This is a genomic window from Allobosea caraganae (genome assembly GCF_003351345.1).
GTDB classification, from domain to species: Bacteria; Pseudomonadota; Alphaproteobacteria; order Rhizobiales; family Beijerinckiaceae; genus Allobosea; species Allobosea caraganae.
This window is the reverse complement of sequence record NZ_QQTO01000033.1, coordinates 98,592-115,224: the sequence shown is the minus strand read 5'-3', so window position 1 is coordinate 115,224 and position 16,633 is coordinate 98,592. Positions and strand designations below refer to the sequence as shown.

The 16,633-nt window shown below is 66.7% G+C and carries 16 protein-coding genes; 13 read left to right on the top strand and 3 right to left on the bottom strand.

What is annotated here, in order from left to right; translation table 11 throughout:
* Positions 1-11: 11 nt before the first annotated feature.
* The 11 genes from DWF00_RS21455 (at position 12) to DWF00_RS21405 (ending at position 10,005) form a co-directional block, all read left to right on the top strand.
* Entirely contained in the window at positions 12-698 is a 687-nt protein-coding gene (locus DWF00_RS21455; protein ID WP_114829770.1) for a GntR family transcriptional regulator, read from the top strand.
* 83 nt (positions 699-781) lie between these two features.
* The gene (locus DWF00_RS21450; RefSeq protein WP_181832682.1) at positions 782-1,282 is read left to right on the top strand and encodes a DUF4142 domain-containing protein; all 501 of its coding nucleotides are present in this window, start codon (positions 782-784) and stop codon (positions 1,280-1,282) included.
* A 74-nt stretch (positions 1,283-1,356) separates the two neighbouring features.
* Positions 1,357-1,689, top strand: coding sequence for a LysR substrate-binding domain-containing protein (locus tag DWF00_RS21445; RefSeq protein ID WP_114829772.1), 333 nt, complete (start codon positions 1,357-1,359; stop codon positions 1,687-1,689).
* A 95-nt stretch (positions 1,690-1,784) separates the two neighbouring features.
* Positions 1,785-2,669 (top strand): shikimate dehydrogenase, encoded by an 885-nt coding sequence (locus DWF00_RS21440; RefSeq protein WP_114829773.1) that lies wholly within the window; start codon positions 1,785-1,787, stop codon positions 2,667-2,669.
* A 61-nt stretch (positions 2,670-2,730) separates the two neighbouring features.
* Positions 2,731-3,867, top strand: coding sequence for an ABC transporter substrate-binding protein (locus tag DWF00_RS21435; RefSeq protein WP_114829774.1), 1,137 nt, complete (start codon positions 2,731-2,733; stop codon positions 3,865-3,867).
* A 290-nt stretch (positions 3,868-4,157) separates the two neighbouring features.
* On the top strand, positions 4,158-5,036 hold the full coding sequence (locus tag DWF00_RS21430; RefSeq protein WP_114829775.1) for a branched-chain amino acid ABC transporter permease: 879 nt from the start codon (positions 4,158-4,160) through the stop codon (positions 5,034-5,036).
* Positions 5,033-6,043: a branched-chain amino acid ABC transporter permease gene (locus tag DWF00_RS21425; protein WP_114829776.1), complete on the top strand. Its 1,011-nt coding sequence runs from the start codon at positions 5,033-5,035 to the stop codon at positions 6,041-6,043. Before DWF00_RS21430 ends, DWF00_RS21425 begins: the two co-directional genes overlap by 4 nt.
* The gene (locus DWF00_RS21420; RefSeq protein WP_114829777.1) at positions 6,043-6,786 is read left to right on the top strand and encodes an ABC transporter ATP-binding protein; all 744 of its coding nucleotides are present in this window, start codon (positions 6,043-6,045) and stop codon (positions 6,784-6,786) included. Before DWF00_RS21425 ends, DWF00_RS21420 begins: the two co-directional genes overlap by 1 nt.
* Positions 6,787-6,797: 11 nt before the next feature.
* Positions 6,798-7,535 (top strand): ABC transporter ATP-binding protein, encoded by a 738-nt coding sequence (locus DWF00_RS21415; RefSeq protein WP_114829778.1) that lies wholly within the window; start codon positions 6,798-6,800, stop codon positions 7,533-7,535.
* A gap of 181 nt (positions 7,536-7,716) precedes the next feature.
* Complete coding sequence (locus DWF00_RS21410; protein ID WP_114829779.1) at positions 7,717-8,787, top strand: Gfo/Idh/MocA family protein; 1,071 nt, start codon at positions 7,717-7,719, stop codon at positions 8,785-8,787.
* Between the two features lie 93 nt (positions 8,788-8,880).
* On the top strand, positions 8,881-10,005 hold the full coding sequence (locus tag DWF00_RS21405) for a zinc-dependent alcohol dehydrogenase family protein (protein WP_181832683.1): 1,125 nt from the start codon (positions 8,881-8,883) through the stop codon (positions 10,003-10,005).
* A gap of 195 nt (positions 10,006-10,200) precedes the next feature.
* On the opposite strand, the gene DWF00_RS21400 is transcribed toward DWF00_RS21405, so the two are convergent.
* Positions 10,201-11,631 (bottom strand): aldehyde dehydrogenase family protein, encoded by a 1,431-nt coding sequence (locus tag DWF00_RS21400; RefSeq protein ID WP_114829781.1) that lies wholly within the window; start codon positions 11,629-11,631, stop codon positions 10,201-10,203.
* Positions 11,632-11,925: 294 nt separating this feature from the next.
* Between DWF00_RS21400 and DWF00_RS21395 the strand changes: the two genes are divergently transcribed.
* Together DWF00_RS21395 and DWF00_RS21390 are read left to right on the top strand one after the other, a co-directional pair.
* Complete coding sequence (locus DWF00_RS21395) at positions 11,926-12,777, top strand: HTD2 family dehydratase (protein WP_181832684.1); 852 nt, start codon at positions 11,926-11,928, stop codon at positions 12,775-12,777.
* 93 nt (positions 12,778-12,870) lie between these two features.
* Positions 12,871-14,826: a bifunctional 2',3'-cyclic-nucleotide 2'-phosphodiesterase/3'-nucleotidase gene (locus DWF00_RS21390; protein ID WP_114829782.1), complete on the top strand. Its 1,956-nt coding sequence runs from the start codon at positions 12,871-12,873 to the stop codon at positions 14,824-14,826.
* A 4-nt stretch (positions 14,827-14,830) separates the two neighbouring features.
* Here the strand turns inward: DWF00_RS21390 and DWF00_RS21385 are convergent, their stop codons facing one another.
* Positions 14,831-15,832, bottom strand: a complete 1,002-nt coding sequence (locus DWF00_RS21385) for a hypothetical protein (protein WP_114829783.1) — start codon at positions 15,830-15,832, stop codon at positions 14,831-14,833.
* A 113-nt stretch (positions 15,833-15,945) separates the two neighbouring features.
* Positions 15,946-16,389 carry a hypothetical protein gene (locus tag DWF00_RS21380; protein ID WP_114829784.1) on the bottom strand — a complete coding sequence of 148 codons (444 nt, stop codon included), beginning with the start codon at positions 16,387-16,389 and terminating at the stop codon, positions 15,946-15,948.
* Positions 16,390-16,633: the final 244 nt, after the last annotated feature.

Genomic DNA, 16,633 nt, shown 5'->3' with positions numbered 1-16,633 from the left:
ATGGAGCGGCAATGACAAGCGAGGCTGACATCACCAGCGAAGCGCCCGAGCTCTACCCGCGCATCACGCGCCGCACCTTGCACGAAGAGGTGCTGGAACGCCTGCGCGACATGATCATCGAGGGCCGGCTAGGGCCGGGCCAGCGCATCAACGAGGGCCAGGTCGGCGCGCAGCTCGGCGTCTCGCGCACGCCCTTGCGCGAGGCGATCAAGACGCTCGCCAGCGAGGGCCTGGTCGAGATCCAGCCGGCCAAGGGCGCCGTCGTGCGCAGGTTCACCGCCAAGGACCTCTACCAGGTCCTGCAGGTGCTCAAGGCGCTCGAGCAGCTTGGCGCCCGGATGACCTGCGAGCAGGCGAGCGACGCCGCGGTCGCGGCGATCAACGCGCTGCACATCGAGATGATGGAGCTCTACCGGGCCGGCAACCGGCTCGAATATTTCAAGCTCAACCAGGCGATCCACAGCGCCTTCGTCGCCTCCTCCGGCAATGACGTGCTGGTCGAAATGCACAGCACCTTGCAGTCGCGGATCAAGCGGCTGCGCTTCATCGGCAATGAAGGCCCGGTGAAATGGGCCGGCGCCGTGGCCGAGCACGAAGAGATGATGGTGGCCCTGCTGAAGCGGGACTCCGACACGCTCTCCGAAATCATCGGCCGGCACATGGACTCGACGCTGGAGCGCGTGCGCGAAGTGCTGTGAGGCGGAAGCGCTTTTAGCATCGCAGGGAACCTCGCGCCGGTTCGGTCGTTCCATGGCTATCCATGGAAACCGGCGGAACCCCGATGATTCTGAAACCGTTCCTGCTTGGGCTGGCAGTGCTCGCCCTCGCGGCCCTGCCGCTGCGGGCGCAGACGCCCCAGGCCGAGCAATTCATCGCCGAGGCCTCGGTCTCGAACATGTTCGCGGTCGAGGCCGGCACCCTCGCCTTGCAGAAGAGCAACTCGACCGAGATCAAGACATTCGCGCATCAGGCGGTCAATGACCGCACGACGCTCGGCACCGGCCTGCGCCAGATCCTGGCGAAGCGCTCCGGCATCAGCGCGCCCGACATGCCCGACGAGAAGCGCCTGGCGGTCCTGCGCGACCTCGGCAACCTCCAAGGCGCGGAATTCGACCGCGCCTATGTGCTCGCCCAGCAGAAGGCGAACGAGGAGACGGAGGCGATGTTCGCGGCCTATGCCCAGTCCGGCAGCGACGAGGAACTGAAGAGCTTTGCGAGCAAAGCCCTGCCGATGCTGCAGGACTATGCGAAGCAGGCCAAGAAGCTGCCGAGCACGAATTGACGCTGAGGCGCTCGAACGCCTCGCTCCCCCGTCATTGCCGGTGAAGCCTCGCTTCAGCGCTTCGCCGCCGCGTGATGAGCGAGATCTTCAGCCGGCAGGGCCTGGCCTATGACATGCGGATCAAGGCGCGCTTCGGCACCACCGTGTGCTCGCTGGTCCGGGCCGGGCTCGGCATCGCCGTGATCGACCAGCTCACCGTGGCGCATGGCTCGATGCAGGGCATCGTCGCTGTCCCGATCGAGGAGCCGACGCAGTTCCAGACCTATGTCGCGATCAAGAACGACAAGGCGCCCTCGCTCAACGCCGAAACCTTCGTGAAATTGCTGCGCGAGGAGATGAATGCCGTGGTATCGCCACGCCCAGCGCAGTCGCGAGTCGATGTCGCCCAAAAGATAACATCGGGTTAGGTAATCACGACGGATTGGTTATCGCGTTATGAAGCCAAATCTGTCTATCTGAGCTATGGCACACCCGCTATCAGACGGGTGACCGAGGGAGAGACATGGCGGTATTTGCCACAGCGAAGAAGGCGCAGCGCGTGCTGCTCGGGCTGATCGGCTCGCCGATCGCCCATTCGGCCTCGCCAGCCATGCACGAGGCGGCGGCGCGGGCGGCCGGCTTCGAGGCGCATTACCACCTGATCGAGGTCGCCGGCGCCGGGCGCACCGATCTCGCCGTGATGCTCGAAGGAATCTGCCGGCTCGGCTTCGCCGGCGCCAACGTCACCTTCCCCTACAAAGAGGCCGTGGTCCCGCTGCTCAACCGGCTCTCGCCCGAGGCCGAGGCGATCGGCGCGGTCAACACCGTCGTTGTCGAGGATGGCGAACTCGTCGGCCACAACACCGATGCGAGCGGCTTCGCCGCCGCCTATCGCAACCTGAAGCGCCGGGACGGCGACCGGCCGGTCGCGATCATCGGCGCGGGCGGGGTCGGCCGGGCGATCGCGTTTGCGCTGATCTCCTGCGGCGTCACCCGCCTGCGCCTGTTCGACCTCGACCGCGACAAGACGGCAGCCCTCGCCCGGCTGCTCGAACGGCGCGCGGATGTCGAGATTTCGGGCAGCGTCGCGGCTGCCGTCGAGGGCGCTGCCGGCATCGTCAACGCCACACCGCTCGGCATGCTGCCAAACCGGGACACGCCCGTGCCGCCGACGCTGATCGAGGCCGCGCAATGGGTGGCTGACGCGGTCTACCACCCGCTCTGGACGCCGCTCCTGCTCGCCGCGCAAAAGGCTGATGCGACGGTGATGACCGGGCGGGAGCTGGCGATCCACCAGGCACTCGACGCGTTCCGGCTGTTCACCGGCGCCGAGCCGTCCGAGACCGCGATGAGCGAGACGTTCGACAGGGTCATGGCGGAGCGGGCCGAGGCGGAACGAGCCGCGTGAGACTAACCCGGCACGGGGCCGGGCGAGACAAGAAACTGATTCAAGTAGAGGAAGCAACATTATGAAAATGCAGTGGATTCTGGCCACGGCGCTGAGCGCGGCCTTGGGCTTGCCGGCCTTGGCGCAGGACAAGGTCAAGCTCGTCGACGTGGTCGAGCTCTCGGGCGCGGGCGCGACCGCCGGCACCAACTGGAAGAACGGCATCGACCTCGCCGTCGCCGACATCAACGCCAAGGGCGGCATCCTCGGCAAGCAGATCGAGATCACCCATTACGACACCCAGACCAATCCGGGGAACACCCGCGCCGCCGTGCAGCGCGCCATCGACGAGGGCACCTATGCCGTGCTCGGCCCGGTCTTCTCCGGCCCGATCGGCGCCTCCATGCAGATCGCGCAGCGCGCCGAGATCGCCCAGTTCGTCGGCGGCGAGGCCGCCAACCTGACCATGCAGGGCAACAAGTACCTGTTCCGCACCTCACTCAGCCAGACGGCGGCGATGCCGAAGATCGCGGCCTATCTCAAGAACACCGTCAAGGCCGGTTCGGTCGCCGTGGTCTGGGTCAATAACGACTTCGGCAAGGGCGGCCGCGACGCGATCCTCCCCGAGCTCGAGAAGGCCGGCATCAAGGTCGCCGTCGACGTCGCGACCGAGCAGGGCCAGGCCGACTTCGCCGCCGACGCGATCAAGGTCAAGAACTCCAATGCCGACGCGATCTTCGTCTACCTGAACGAGGAGGAAAGCGCCCGCTTCCTGCGCGCCGCCAAGCAGCAGGGCGTCACCAAGCCGATGGTCGGCGAGACCACTCTGCTCGGCTCCAAGGTGATCGAGCTCGCGGGCGAAGCCGCCAACGGCGTCAAGGGCCATGTCGGCCTGTCGATCGACGCGCCGATCCCGGCCTTCCAGGAATTCGGCAAGAAGTTTCAGGCCAAGTACAACTACGTCTCCGACCATAACGGCCTGAAGGGCTACATGGCCGTCTACATGATCAAGTGGGCGACCGAGAAGCAGAAGACGTTCGACAAGAAGGGCGTCGCCGACACGCTGCGCGGCGCGACGATCAAGCCCTCGGACGAGCCTGGCATCATGATCGAGACTACGATCGAGCAGAATGGCGACCTCGACCGCGAGAGCTTCCTGGCCGAGGTCAAGGATGGCAAGCAGGTGATCACGGCGACGCTGCCGAAGATCAAGCCGTAAGGGCTGACGAGCCGCGTCCTCTCCCTTCTCCCACCCATCTCGGGCTTGCCCGAGATGGGCAGATATAGGTGCCAAAGTCGGGAACGCCCGATTTTGGTGCGGGAGAAGGTGGCTCGGCGAAGCCGAGACGTATGAGGGGTCGCGCAACGCTCGCAGCTTTAATCGCGTCGGATAGGCTGTTCGCCGGATAGACCTGAGCGACCCCTCATCCGGCCCTTCGGGCCACCTTCTCCCGCAGGGGGAGAAGGGAAGAACCTCCTTCCGACGCGCCACACGAGCGAGAGCCCGCCATGGCTGAATTCATCGCCTATCTCATCGCCGGCATCGCCACGGGCGCGATCTATGCTCTGGCCGCCATCGGCTTCACGCTGGTCTGGCAGACCTCGCAGACGATCAACTTCGCCCAGGGCGAGTTCGTCATGCTGCCGGCCGTGCTGGTGCTGCTCGCGATCAAGCTCTTTGGCGCTCCCATCTGGCTGGGTGCACTGATCGGCATCGCCGCCTTCATCCTGATCTTCGGCGCCGGCTTCAAGCTCGCGGTGGTCGATCCGATGATCAAGCATGGCGTGCTGCCGCTCGCCATCGCCACCATGGCGCTCTCGATCATCATGAAGGAAGGCGCCAAGGACGCGTTCTCGGCCGAGGCGCAGAACTTCCCCTCCTTCGTGCCGACGCAGACCATTTCCGTGTTCGGCGCCTCGATCTCGCTGCAGCATCTCGCCATCATCATCGTCGCCTTCGCTGTGATCGGCCTGTTGCAATGGTTCGTCGGCGGCACAAGGCTCGGCCGGCAGATGCAGGCGACGGCGCAGAACCCGACGGTGGCGCGCATCCTCGGCATCCCCGTGGAGCGCATGGTGCTGCTGACCTTCGTCATCAACGCCGCGCTGGCAGTCGTCGCCTCCGCGCTGATCTCGCCGATCTACCTGGCGAAATTCTCGAATGGCGAGGTCATCGGCCTGTTCGCCTTCATCGCGGCCATCGTCGGCGGCTTCAACCAGGTGCGCGGCGCGTTGGTCGGCGGGCTTGTCGTGGGCATAGTCGACAGCATGGCCGCAGCCTACATCTCGACCTCCTACCGGCTGGCCGTGCCGCTCGTCCTGCTCGTCGTCATCATCCTGCTCAAGCCGGAAGGCCTGATGGGCCGCAAAGAGGAGCGCCGGGTATGACCGCGCCCGCAACCCATGGCGCAGCGACCGAGCGGCGCGGCCTCGCCCTCCCCAGCTCCATCGACGGCACGCTGGTCACGCTCGTGCTCGGCGCCGCCATCCTCTGGTTCGCGCCGGCCGGCATGGGCCGCTACGGCACCTACGTACTCTCGCTCTGGCTGGTGATGAGCATCGCCGTGATGGGGCTGAACCTGACGCTCGGCTATGCCGGCCTGAAATCGCTGGCGCAGGCCGCCTTCATGGGCTTGGGCGCCTATGCGACGGCGCTGCTGACCAGCAAGCTCGGACTGAACTGGTACGCCGCCTTCGCGATCTCGGGCCTGCTGACCTTCGCGGTCGGGCTCGTGCTCGGCTTCCCGGCCTTGCGGGTCCAGGCGCATTATCTCGCCTTCGTCACGCTCGCCTTCTCGACATTGATCTGGCTGATCCTGCGCAACGAGCAATGGCTCACCGGCGGCGTCTTCGGCCTCTCCAACATCCCGCGGCCAAGCTTCCTCAGCGTAAAGCTCGACGGCGCGCTGGAATTCCACCGCTTCGTCGTGGTCGTGACCTTCATCCTCGCGGCCGCGCTGTGGTGGATGATCCGCTCCCCCTGGGGCCGCGCCTTCATGGCGCTGCGCGAGAACCCGGTCCGCGCCGCCAGCCTCGGCGTCGACACCCGCATGTACACGCTGCTCGCCTTCGCGATCGGCTCGGCCTATGCCGGCTTCGCCGGGGCGCTCTACGCGCCGCTGGTCGAGTTCATCGACCCCTCGCCCTTCTCGCTGTCGCAGAGCTTCTTCCTGCTGCTGATGGTCGTCGCGGGCGGCTCGGGCTACCTGCTCGGCCCCTTCATCGGCGCGCTGCTTGGCGTCGTCCTGCCGGAATGGCTGCGCGTCGTCGGCTCGCTCTACCTGATCGTCTTCGCGACCATCGTCATGCTGCTGCTGATCGCCTGCCCGCAGGGCGTCAGCGGGCTGATCGAGCGCGGTTGGGCGAAGCTCACCGGCAAGGCGGGAGGCCGCTGATGGGTCAGGTCCTCGAAGTCAGCAACATCCACAAGGCCTTCGGCGGCATCAAGGCCGTGAACGGCGTCTCCTTCGCCGTGCAGGAGGGCGAGATCCTCGGCATCATCGGGCCGAATGGCTGCGGCAAGTCGACCCTGTTCAACTGCATCCTCGGCCAGCTCGAGCCGAGCGAGGGCTCGGTCAAGCTCGACGGGCGCGACGTCACCGGCATGCGCCCCTCCGACCTCAACCGGCTCGGCGTCAGCCGCACCTTCCAGCTGCTGCAGGTCTTCCCAGAGCTTTCGGTGCGCGAGAACCTGATCCTGGCCGGGCAGGAGCACGAGGGCACGATGCTCTCGCGCTTCTTCGGGCGGCGCGATGCCGGCCTCTCCGAGAAGGCCGACACAATGATCGGCTTCTTCAAGCTCGGCCATCTCGTCGACGCCAAGGCCGGCGGGCTCTCCTACGGCCAGCAGAAGCTGCTCGACGCCGCCATGGCCTTCATGGCCGGCCCCCGCCTCGTGCTGCTCGACGAGCCGGCGGGTGGCGTCAACCTCACCATGCTGGGCGACCTGAAGGAGCGGCTGCGCGCCATCAATGCCGAGCAGGGCGCGACCTTCGTCGTGATCGAGCACAACATGGACTTCGTCATGTCGCTGTGCACGCGGGTCGTGGTGCTGGCCGAGGGCAAGGTGCTGGCCGAAGGCACGCCGGCCGAGGTCAGGGCCAATCCGCAGGTCGTCGAAGCCTATCTGGGACATTGAGGAGCGACGCCATGGACGCACATATCCTCGAACTCGACGGCGTGGTCGGCGGCTACGGCGCCATGACCATCCTGAACGGCACCACCTTCAAGGTCAGGCGCGCCGCGATCACCACCGTGATCGGGCCGAACGGCGCCGGCAAATCGACCGTGTTCAAGGCGATCTTCGGCCTGCTCAAGGTGCGCGAAGGCCAGATCCGGCTGGAGGGCAAGGAGATCACCAACTGGAACCAGCGCAAGCTGCTGGAGGCCGGCATCTGCTATGTGCCGCAGGGCCGCAACATCTTCCCGGAGCTGTCCGTGCGCCACAATATCGAGCTTGGCGCGGTCGCGGCTGGCTCTGATATCACCGACATGCCGAAGCGGCTGGAGGCGGCGCTCGACCGCTTCCCGGCGCTGCGTCGCAAGGCCGACCAGCAGGCCTCGACCCTGTCCGGCGGCGAGCAGAAGCAGCTCGAGATCGTGCGCGGCCTGCTGCTCGACCCGAAGCTCGTGCTGATCGACGAGCCCTCGATCGGGCTCTCGCCGATGCTGGTGCAGGAGACTTTCGGCATCCTGCAGGACCTGCGCTCGCGCGGCGTCACCATCCTGATGGTCGAGCAGAACGCCCGCTCGGCCCTGGAGATATCCGACGAGGGGCTGGTGCTTGAACTCGGCCAGACCCGGATGCAGGGTCCGGCAGCCGACATCCTCGCCGACCCACGCGTCGGCCAGCTCTTCCTCGGCGGCGCGATGACGGAGGCGGCATGATAGCCGTGCTGCTCCTTCCCTTCTCCCCCTGCGGGAGAAGGTGGCTCGGCGAAGCCGAGACGGATGAGGGGTCGCGCCGCCTTACCCGCATTTATCGGTTAGCGCGGCGCGACCCCTCGCCCCAGCCCTCTCCCGCAGGGGGAGAGGGGGCAGGTCGCGCTTCCAGTGAAGGGTCTGCACTGTGACCGCCAAGCTCCAGATCGCGCTGATCGGCGCCGGCCTGATCGGCCGCGCTCATCTCACCCGCATCGAGTCCTCCGCTGATTGCGAGCTCGCGGCGATCTGCGACCCGAGCGAGGCGGCACAGGCGTTGGCAGCCGAACGCGGCGCGCGCTGGTTTCCCTCGCAGCGCGAGATGCTGGCGCTGATCAAGCCCGATGGCGCGATCACCGCCACGCCGAACGCGCTGCATGTCCCGGGCGCGGTCGATTGCCTGGAAGCCGGCGTGCCGGTGCTGGTCGAGAAGCCGCTGGCCGAGAGCGTCGCTGCGGCGCAAAGGCTGGTCGAGGCGCAGGCGCGCACCGGCATCGCCGTGCTCGCCGGCCATCACCGCCGCCACAACCCGATCGTGAAGGAGGCGCGCCGCATCGTGCAATCAGGCGAGATCGGCCGACTGGTCGCGGTCAACGCGCTCTTCCTGATCAAGAAGCCCGACGATTACTTCGACGTCGCCTGGCGGCGCGAGCCCGGTGGCGGCCCCGTGCTGATCAACCTGATCCACGACATCGACAATCTCCGCTTCATCTGCGGCGAGATCGACAGCGTGCAGGCCATGGCTTCGAACGCGACACGCGGCTTCCCGGTCGAGGACACGGCAGCGCTGATCTTCCGCTTCGCCAATGGCGCGCTCGGCACCGCGACCGTCTCGGACGCGACGCCCTCGCCCTGGAGCTGGGAGCTGAGCTCCGGCGAGAACACGGCCTATCCGCAGCGCGAGGGGCATTGCTACCTGATCGCCGGCAGCGAGGGCTCGCTGTCCCTGCCGAAGCTCGAGCACTGGCACCATGAGGGCCGGGCCGGCTGGTGGGAGCCGCTGTCGCAGGCGGATCGCAGCGTGGCGCCGGTCGAGCCGCTGGCCGAACAGCTCCGGCATTTCTGCGCGGTCATCCGCGGCACGGAACAGCCGATCACCAGCGCCGCCGATGCGGCCCGCACGCTGGCCGTGGTCGAGGCCGTGGCGGAGGCGGCCAGGACCGGCGGCACGGTGGCGCTTTCGGAAGCCGCGGCGCCCGGAACGCAGCATAGGCCTTGAAGGGCGGTGCTGTTCCTGGCGGAGCCCAAAACTAGCGGCTCAGGCAATCGGGCTGATATGCTCGAACACCAAGCGAAGCCTCGAGGAAACGCCGTGAAGATCCGCGCCGCCGTCCTGAATGCCAGCCCCGTCGCCGCGCCCTATGCGCAGACCAAGCCGCTCGCGATCGAGGAGGTCGAGCTCGCGCCGCCCGGCCATGACGAGGTGCTGGTGCGGGTGCGGGCAGCGGGCCTGTGCCATTCCGACCTCTCGGTGATCGACGGCAACCGGCCGCGCCCGGTGCCGATGGTGCTCGGCCACGAGGCGGCGGGCGAGGTCGTCGAGCCCGGCGCCGGCGTGAGCGACCTCAAGAAGGGCGACCGCGTCATCATGGTCTTCGTGCCCTCCTGCGGCCATTGCGCGCCGTGCAGCGAGGGCCGGCCGGCTTTGTGCGAGCCCGGCAATGCTGCCAACGGGATCGGCGAGCTGATCGGCGGCGGGCGGCGGCTCTCGGCCGGGGGCAAGCCGGTGCATCACCATATCGGCGTCTCCGCCTTTGCCGAATACGCCGTGATCTCGCGCCATTCGCTGGTGAAGGTCGAGGCCGATATCCCGCACGAGATCGCCGCCCTGTTCGGCTGCGCCGTGCTGACCGGCGTCGGCGCCGTGGTGAACACGGCGAAGGTTCGCGCCGGCGAGACCATTGCTGTAGTGGGGCTGGGCGGCGTCGGGCTGAGCGCGCTCCTCGGCGCAGTGGCCTCGGGCGCCTCGCGCGTCATCGCGGTCGACCTGGCGGAGGACAAGCTCAGGATCGCACGTGAACTCGGCGCGACCGACACGTTCAACGCCGCCGATGCCGACGTGGTCGAGAAGATCAGGGCAGCGACCAAGGGTGGCGTCGATCACGGGCTGGAAATGGCCGGCTCGGTCAAGGCGCTCGACCTCGCCTACCAGATCACGCGGCGCGGCGGCACGACGACGACCGCCGGCCTCGCCAATCCGGCCCATTCGCTCTCGCTGTCGCCGGTGCGGCTTGTCGCCGAGGAGCGGACGCTGAAGGGCTCCTATGTCGGCAGCTGCATCCCCGTGCGCGACATCCCGCGCTTCATCGACCTCTACCTGCGCGGCAAGCTGCCCGTCGACAGGCTGCTGACCAGCACGAGCGGGCTCGACGGGATCAACGAAGGTTTTGACGCGCTGGCGGAAGGGCGGACGATCCGGCACGTCATTCTGATGTGAAGTGCGGGGTTTTGATGTAAGGCGCGGGAGCCCTCTCCTGTAAGGAGAGGGTGGGGTGAGGTGTCGGCCGTTTGACACTGCTGCCGTGACCTAACCGCCGTCCCCACCGAGTTTCACTGGTGTTCTGGCCTACACCTCACCCTGCCCTCTCCTTACAGGAGAGGGTTCCCCGCGCGTTGTTCTGCGCCGTCGCGTTTATCCGTGCTTGTGCACGATGGTCTTGGTGACCGCGAACTCTTCCAGCGCCAAAAAACCCTTCTCGCGGCCGTGGCCGCTCTTGCCCATGCCACCGAAAGGCAGTTCGATGCCGCCGCCGGCGCCGTAGCCGTTGATGAAGACCTGGCCGACGCGGACGCCCTTGGCGACGCGCTGCTGGCGGCCGCCATCCCTGGTCCAGACCCCTGCGACAAGGCCATAGGACGTCGCATTGGCGAGCTTGATCGCGTCGCCCTCGTCCTCGAAAGGGAAGGCGGAGAGGACCGGGCCAAAAACCTCCTCCTGCTCCAGCCTGTTGCCGCGCGGCACCGGGCCGAACAGGGTCGGCGTGACGTAGAAGCCGCCATTGGGCACGCCCTGCGCGATCTGGCCCTCGGCGAGAAGCGGGATACCCTGCTCGCGCGCCTGATCGACGAAGCTTTGCACGCGGCTGCGCTGCCTGGCGTTGATCACCGGGCCGCAATCGAGGTCCATCTCGGGTGTGCCGGCGCGCAGCTTGACGAACTCCTTGGCGACGGCGCCGACGAACTCGTCATAGACCTCCTTCTGGACCAGCACGCGGCTGCCGGCCGAGCAGGTCTGCCCGGTGTTCTGGACGATGGCCTTGCAGACGATCGGCACCGCCGCGTCGAAATCGGCATCGCTGAAGACGATCTGCGGCGACTTGCCGCCGAGCTCGAGCGTGCAGGCGATCAGGTTCTCGGCACAGGCCTTCTGCACCAGCTTGCCGGTCTCGGGCGAGCCGGTGAAGGACATGAAGCCGATGCCGGGATGGGCGGTGAGCGCCGCGCCGGCCTCATGGCCGCGGCCGGTGACGATGTTGATCGCGCCATCGGGGAAGCCGACCTCGCTGGCGAGCTCGGCGAGGCGCAAGGCGGTCTGGCAGGCCTCCTCGGCGGGCTTGAGCACGACGGCATTGCCCATGGCGAGCGAGGCGGTCAGCGAGCGGCCGAACATCTGCGCCGGGTAGTTCCAGGGCAGGATATGGCCGGTGACGCCATGCGGCTCGTGCACGACGTTGACCGTGTAGCCATTGAGGAACGGGATGACGTGGCCGTGCACCTTGTCGGCCGCGCCGCCATAGAACTCGAAATAGCGCACGGTCGCCTCGATATCGGCCCTGGCCTGCGCCATCGGCTTGCCGGTGTCGCGCGCCTCGATCTTCGCCAGCTCGTCGAAGTGGTCGGCAGCCTTGGCGGCAAGCTTCGCGATCAGCCGGCCGCGCTCGGCGGCGGTGAACCTGCCCCAGGCGCCCTCATAGGCGGCGCGTGCGGCGCGGACGGCGTCGTCGATGTCCTCGGCGGTGCCGCAGGCGATGCGGGTGAACTCCTCGCCGGTCGCGGGCGCCAGCACGGCCATGGTCTCGCCGCTGCGGCCGGCGACCTGGCGGCCATTGATGAAATGGGTCATGGGGTTTGCTCCATCCGTTTGAAGACGCTTCGAGCATGGCGGGATCCGGCTTGGCAATTGCCCGAAAAGCCACCGCGCCGTGCGCGCAAGACAGGGTCCGCCCTATTGACGACAAGCGCGGGAGCCCTCTCCTGTAAGGAGAGGGTTGGGTGAGGTGTCGGCCGTTTGACACGGCAGCCGTGAGCTAACCGCGGCCCGGTCGAGTTTCACCGGTGTTCCGGCCTACACCTCACCCTGCCCTCTCCTTCCAGGAGAGGGTTCCCCGCGCTTTTCTTGGATAGGCCTGAAGCAGAGATGACCATCGACATCGCCGCGCTGAAATCCTGGATCGGCAGGAGCGAGGAAGCCTCCGACGTCGTCACGCCTCGGCTGGTGCAAAGCTTCGATGCCACCTTCGCGCCGCACCTCGCCGGTCGCGCCGAGGGCGAGGCGCCGCTGGCGCTGCATTGGTGTCTGGCGCCACCGATCTCGCCGATGGCCGCCATCGGTCGGGACGGTCATGCCGCCAAGGGTGAGTTCCTGCCACCCGTGCCGCTGCCGCGCCGGATGTGGGCCGGTGGGACGATCGAGACCCTCTCCCCGCTGCGCATCGGCGACGAGGTGACGCGGCGCTCCACGATCGGCGACGTCTCCTACAAGGAGGGCCGAACCGGGCCGCTCTGCTTCGTCGCGGTCGACCATGAGATCGTCACGCCCCGCGGCGTGGCGCTGCGCGAGCGGCACAACATCGTCTACCGCGAGGCCGCGAAGCCCGGTGCGCCAGCAGCCGCCGCCCCTGCCACGGCCGAACCGCGCGAGGCCGACCTGACCTGGGAGGTCGAAAGCTCGCCGGTCTTCCTGTTCCGCTATTCGGCGATCACCTTCAACGGCCACCGCATCCACTACGACTATCCTTATGTCACGGAAGAGGAAGGCTATGCCGGGCTTGTCGTGCACGGGCCGATCCAGGCAACGCTGATCCTCAACATCATCGCGACGCTCTCGGGCGGCGAGCCGATCAAGCTCGACTATCGCGGCGTCGCGCCGCTGATCGCCGGCGCGCCGTTCAAGGTGAAGGCGAAGCGGCTGCCTGATGGCGCCACCGCGGCCTGGACCGAGGGAGCCGATGGCGGCTTGCGCATGGAAGGCGTAAGCCGGCTAACTTGACGCCCGGATTCAGCCTGGCTCGAAGTTCGGCGTGTCATGGTCGTGCCGCAGTGCTAGCGTCTCGTGGTGCGCGCAACACTCGGGAGACGGCCAATGGCACGCGACATCCGGTTCAATCGCCGTGACACATTGAAGGCCGGAGCCGCCATAGCAGCCAGCGCCGCCCTGCCCGCCTCGCTCGCCGCGCAGAGCCCGGCCAAGCTGAAGCTGCGCGTGCTGGAGACGACCGATCTGCACGTCAACGTCGTGCCCTACGACTATTTTCGCGACGCCGCCGACGATACGGTCGGCCTCGCCAAGACCGCGAACCTGATCAAGATCGCCCAGGCCGAGGCCAGGAACAGCCTGCTCTTCGACAATGGCGACTTCCTGCAGGGCTCCTCGCTCGGCGACTATGTCGCCTACAAGAAGGGGCTGAAGGCCGGCGACACCCACCCGATGGTCGCGGCGATGAATTCGCTGCCCTATGTCTGCGGCACGCTCGGCAATCACGAGTTCAACTATGGGCTGGACTTCCTCGAGAACGGCCTGGCCAAATCCGAATTCCCGCTGGTCTGCGCCAATGTCGCCAAGACCGAGGGCGCGCCGCTGATCGACCCCTGGATCGTGGTCGACCAGAGCCTGGAGGACGAGGCCGGCTCAAAGCACGTCCTGAAGATCGGCATCATCGGCTTCGTGCCGCCGCAGATCATGCAATGGGACAAGGCCAATCTCGACGGCAAGCTCGTCGCCACCGACATCGTCGACGCCGCGCGCAAGCACCTGCCCGACCTGCTCGCGGCCAAGCCCGACCTCGTCATCGCGCTCTGCCACTCGGGCATTGCCGGCGGCGAGCGCAAGGGCATGGAGGAGAACGCGGCGCTGCACCTCTCGAAGCTCGACGGCATCGACGTCATCCTGACCGGCCACCAGCACCTGGTCTTCCCGGGCGGCAAGGCCTTCGACGACATTCCCGGCGTCGACAACAAGAAGGGCGCGCTCAACGGCAAGCCCGCCTGCCAGCCCGGCTTCTGGGGCTCGCATCTCGGCATCGTCGATCTCGACCTGGAGAAGCGCGACGGCGCCTGGAAGGTCGCCGATTTCAAGGTCGAGCCGCGTCCGATCTACGAGCGCACGCCCGATCGCAAGATCGTCCCGAAGGCCAATGCCGAGGCCAATGTGCTGGCGACCGTGAAGGCCGACCACGAGGCGACGCTTGTCTACATGCGCGAGCCGGTCGGCGCGACCGCGAGCCCGATCAACAGCTATTTCGCGCTGGTGACGGATGACCCCTCCGTGCAGATCGTCTCCGAGGCGCAGGTAGCCTATGTCCAGCCGCTGATGGCGCAGACGCGCTGGAAGGATTTGCCGATCCTCTCGGCCGCCGCGCCGTTCAAATCGGGCGGGCGGGCCGGGCCGGCCTTCTTCACCGACATCCCGGCCGGGCCGATCGCGATCAAGAACGTCGCCGACATCTACCTCTATCCGAACACGGTGCAGGTGGTGAAGGTGACCGGCGCGCAGGTGCGCGAATGGCTGGAGCGCTCGGCCGGCATCTTCAACCGCATCGATCCGGCCAAGACCGAGGAGCAGCCGCTGATCGACCCCGGCTTCCCGGCCTTCAATTTCGACGTGATCGACGGCGTGACCTACAAGATCGATGTCACGCAGCCCTCGCGCTATGACGGCAATGGCGGGCTCGCCAATGCCAGCGCGCACCGCATCGTCGACCTCGCCTTCGACGGCAAGCCGATCGACGAGAAGGCGGAGTTCATCGTCGCGACCAACAACTACCGCGCCTCGGGCGGCGGCAATTTCCCGGGCACCAAGACGACCGTGGTGCTGGAGGCGCCGGACCTCAACCGCGACGCGATCGTGCGCTACATCATCGAGAAGAAGACGATCGAACCCAAGGCCGACGGCAACTGGGCGCTGAAGCCGCTGCCGGAGGGCGTGATCGTGACGTTTGTGACCTCGCCGGCCGCGGCCGGGAAGCTGCCGGAAGGGCTGAAGGCCGAGGCGGTTGGGGATGGCGGCGAAGGGTTCGCGAAGTACCGGCTGCGGGGGTAAAGCTTCAGTGCAACGGCCGCGCTCCTTCAATGGATTGGCCGGCATCCATCTCCGTCACCTCCGAGACTGACCGCTGTCGCCTTGGCGCGCCGGTCTCAAAGGTCACGCGAGGCCCCACAGGCGGCATCTGGATGCTGATCGCCGTGCTCGTGGAGATTGGTGAGAAGGCCGCCGCCGGCTCGCGCTCCTCGGCCTTCCCCTGCCCCGTCCGACTCACTTCGGCCTCGTAGGCATCGGCGCTTTCGCGGTCGAGTTGGCGCAGCCGGGCGATCTCGCCCTTGAAACGACCGAGCTGGCGCAAGGCCTTCTTGAAGGTGCCGCGCAGCTCCGGCCGCAAATAGGTCAGCGCCGTCGCGCGGTCGCCGATGCCGTCCTTCAGGACGACGAAGAGCGCCGTCGCCATCACGCGGTCGTTGACCGGCAAATAGCCGCCGCCCCGCCACCAGCTCCAGTCGCCGCTCGTGACCCGCTCCGGGCTGGTGTTTGAGAGGAAGACGCCGAAGCCGAGAAAGGCGGTGCAAAGGTCGATCACGAACTCGTACTCCTCCGCCTCGACCGGCAATTCCGTGCCGGGCGGCACGAGGACATGCGCGAGTTCGTGCACGAAGGTCGAGACCAGGTTCTCCTGATCCTTCAGCAGGTCGGCGTCGTAGGAGATCTCGAAGGCGCCCGGCGCGAGCATGCGACAGGTGCCGAGCGGCTCCGGCTTGTCATGGACCAGCGCGACGCGCTCATTGACGATGGAGCCTCGGCGCGGCGGCTGCTGGACCAGATCGATCCGGCATTCCGGGCCGACCCGGATATAGCGCCTGATCTGGTCGAAGATCCGCTCCGCCAGCGCGTGGCCGCGCTCGTCATCGGCGATGAAATGGCCGCGCCCGGCGACGACGAGGGTGGAGTCGCCCATCGAATAGCCATCGGCCAGATTGCGGATGAACCACTCGAAGACGCCGAGCTGCCAGGCCACGGTCTCGTCGTCGATGATGCGCGTCGGGAAGGGCCACATCTCAACCGATCTCTCGCTATTCCCGCAGAAGAGCCAACATGACGAGCCATCGTCGACAAAAGGCCGGCGAAGCCAAAGTATCGTTACTGTTTTTCGAGGCTTCGCCTCCCCCGTCAGGTTGATTTGACGGCGGCCTCACGCGCTTCCACCACCATGCCGTGCGTGAACTCGACAAGCTGCTCAACGGATAATATCATCCCTTCCTGCGGGTCGAAGCAGATGCCATCATGTCCGGCAACGAGCGCAGCGGCGACTGCCAAGGCAAATGCGCCTTCCATATAATCGCCGCCCCAACGGAAGGCGACGATCCGTGCCAGCGGGCTCAGCGCACCGTCGAACAGCTCCGTCACTTCCGGTTCGTACTCCGGCTCGAAGAAGTCGATCTCCACGCCGGTCTGCTCTCCGGCCAGCGCACCGGGTTGAAACCCGCCTGCCTTCTCGAAGACGACCTCGGCATCGAATGCGAGTTCGATCCCCAATTGCCGGCTCGACTCCACCAGCGTTTCAACGGTGATCGGGTCTCGCGTCGGCAACGCGACATACAGTTCCATGGACATCGGAATGACCTCGACTCTGCGGCTGGATTAGCGGATTGCGTGTTTGTTTTCGATTTTCCCTCTATGAGTGAAATGATATTTGTTCATGATTTGTTTCGCAATATCCCGTGTGCGGAAATTCGCGAATCCACTCAAAATTCTTACTGATCCATCTAACTAGAGCCTGTGGTGATCTGCCAGAATCAAGTGCCGTCATCCCGGACGCAGCGAAGCGGAGCTCCGGGATCCATCGTAGAGCGCCGGA

What these genes read in the sequence shown, in the direction of transcription:
- DWF00_RS21455 (WP_114829770.1), top strand. Translation starts at nt 12, where the DNA reads ATGACAAGCGAGGCTGACATCACCAGCGAAGCGCCCGAGCTCTACCCG.
- DWF00_RS21425 (WP_114829776.1), top strand. Translation starts at nt 5,033, where the DNA reads ATGACCGCGCCCGCAACCCATGGCGCAGCGACCGAGCGGCGCGGCCTC.
- DWF00_RS21450 (WP_181832682.1), top strand. Translation starts at nt 782, where the DNA reads ATGATTCTGAAACCGTTCCTGCTTGGGCTGGCAGTGCTCGCCCTCGCG.
- DWF00_RS21395 (WP_181832684.1), top strand. Translation starts at nt 11,926, where the DNA reads ATGACCATCGACATCGCCGCGCTGAAATCCTGGATCGGCAGGAGCGAG.
- DWF00_RS21440 (WP_114829773.1), top strand. Translation starts at nt 1,785, where the DNA reads ATGGCGGTATTTGCCACAGCGAAGAAGGCGCAGCGCGTGCTGCTCGGG.
- DWF00_RS21380 (WP_114829784.1), bottom strand. Translation starts at nt 16,389, where the DNA reads ATGTCCATGGAACTGTATGTCGCGTTGCCGACGCGAGACCCGATCACC.
- DWF00_RS21420 (WP_114829777.1), top strand. Translation starts at nt 6,043, where the DNA reads ATGGGTCAGGTCCTCGAAGTCAGCAACATCCACAAGGCCTTCGGCGGC.
- DWF00_RS21415 (WP_114829778.1), top strand. Translation starts at nt 6,798, where the DNA reads ATGGACGCACATATCCTCGAACTCGACGGCGTGGTCGGCGGCTACGGC.
- DWF00_RS21430 (WP_114829775.1), top strand. Translation starts at nt 4,158, where the DNA reads ATGGCTGAATTCATCGCCTATCTCATCGCCGGCATCGCCACGGGCGCG.
- DWF00_RS21400 (WP_114829781.1), bottom strand. Translation starts at nt 11,631, where the DNA reads ATGACCCATTTCATCAATGGCCGCCAGGTCGCCGGCCGCAGCGGCGAG.
- DWF00_RS21390 (WP_114829782.1), top strand. Translation starts at nt 12,871, where the DNA reads ATGGCACGCGACATCCGGTTCAATCGCCGTGACACATTGAAGGCCGGA.
- DWF00_RS21385 (WP_114829783.1), bottom strand. Translation starts at nt 15,832, where the DNA reads ATGTGGCCCTTCCCGACGCGCATCATCGACGACGAGACCGTGGCCTGG.
- DWF00_RS21435 (WP_114829774.1), top strand. Translation starts at nt 2,731, where the DNA reads ATGAAAATGCAGTGGATTCTGGCCACGGCGCTGAGCGCGGCCTTGGGC.
- DWF00_RS21445 (WP_114829772.1), top strand. Translation starts at nt 1,357, where the DNA reads ATGAGCGAGATCTTCAGCCGGCAGGGCCTGGCCTATGACATGCGGATC.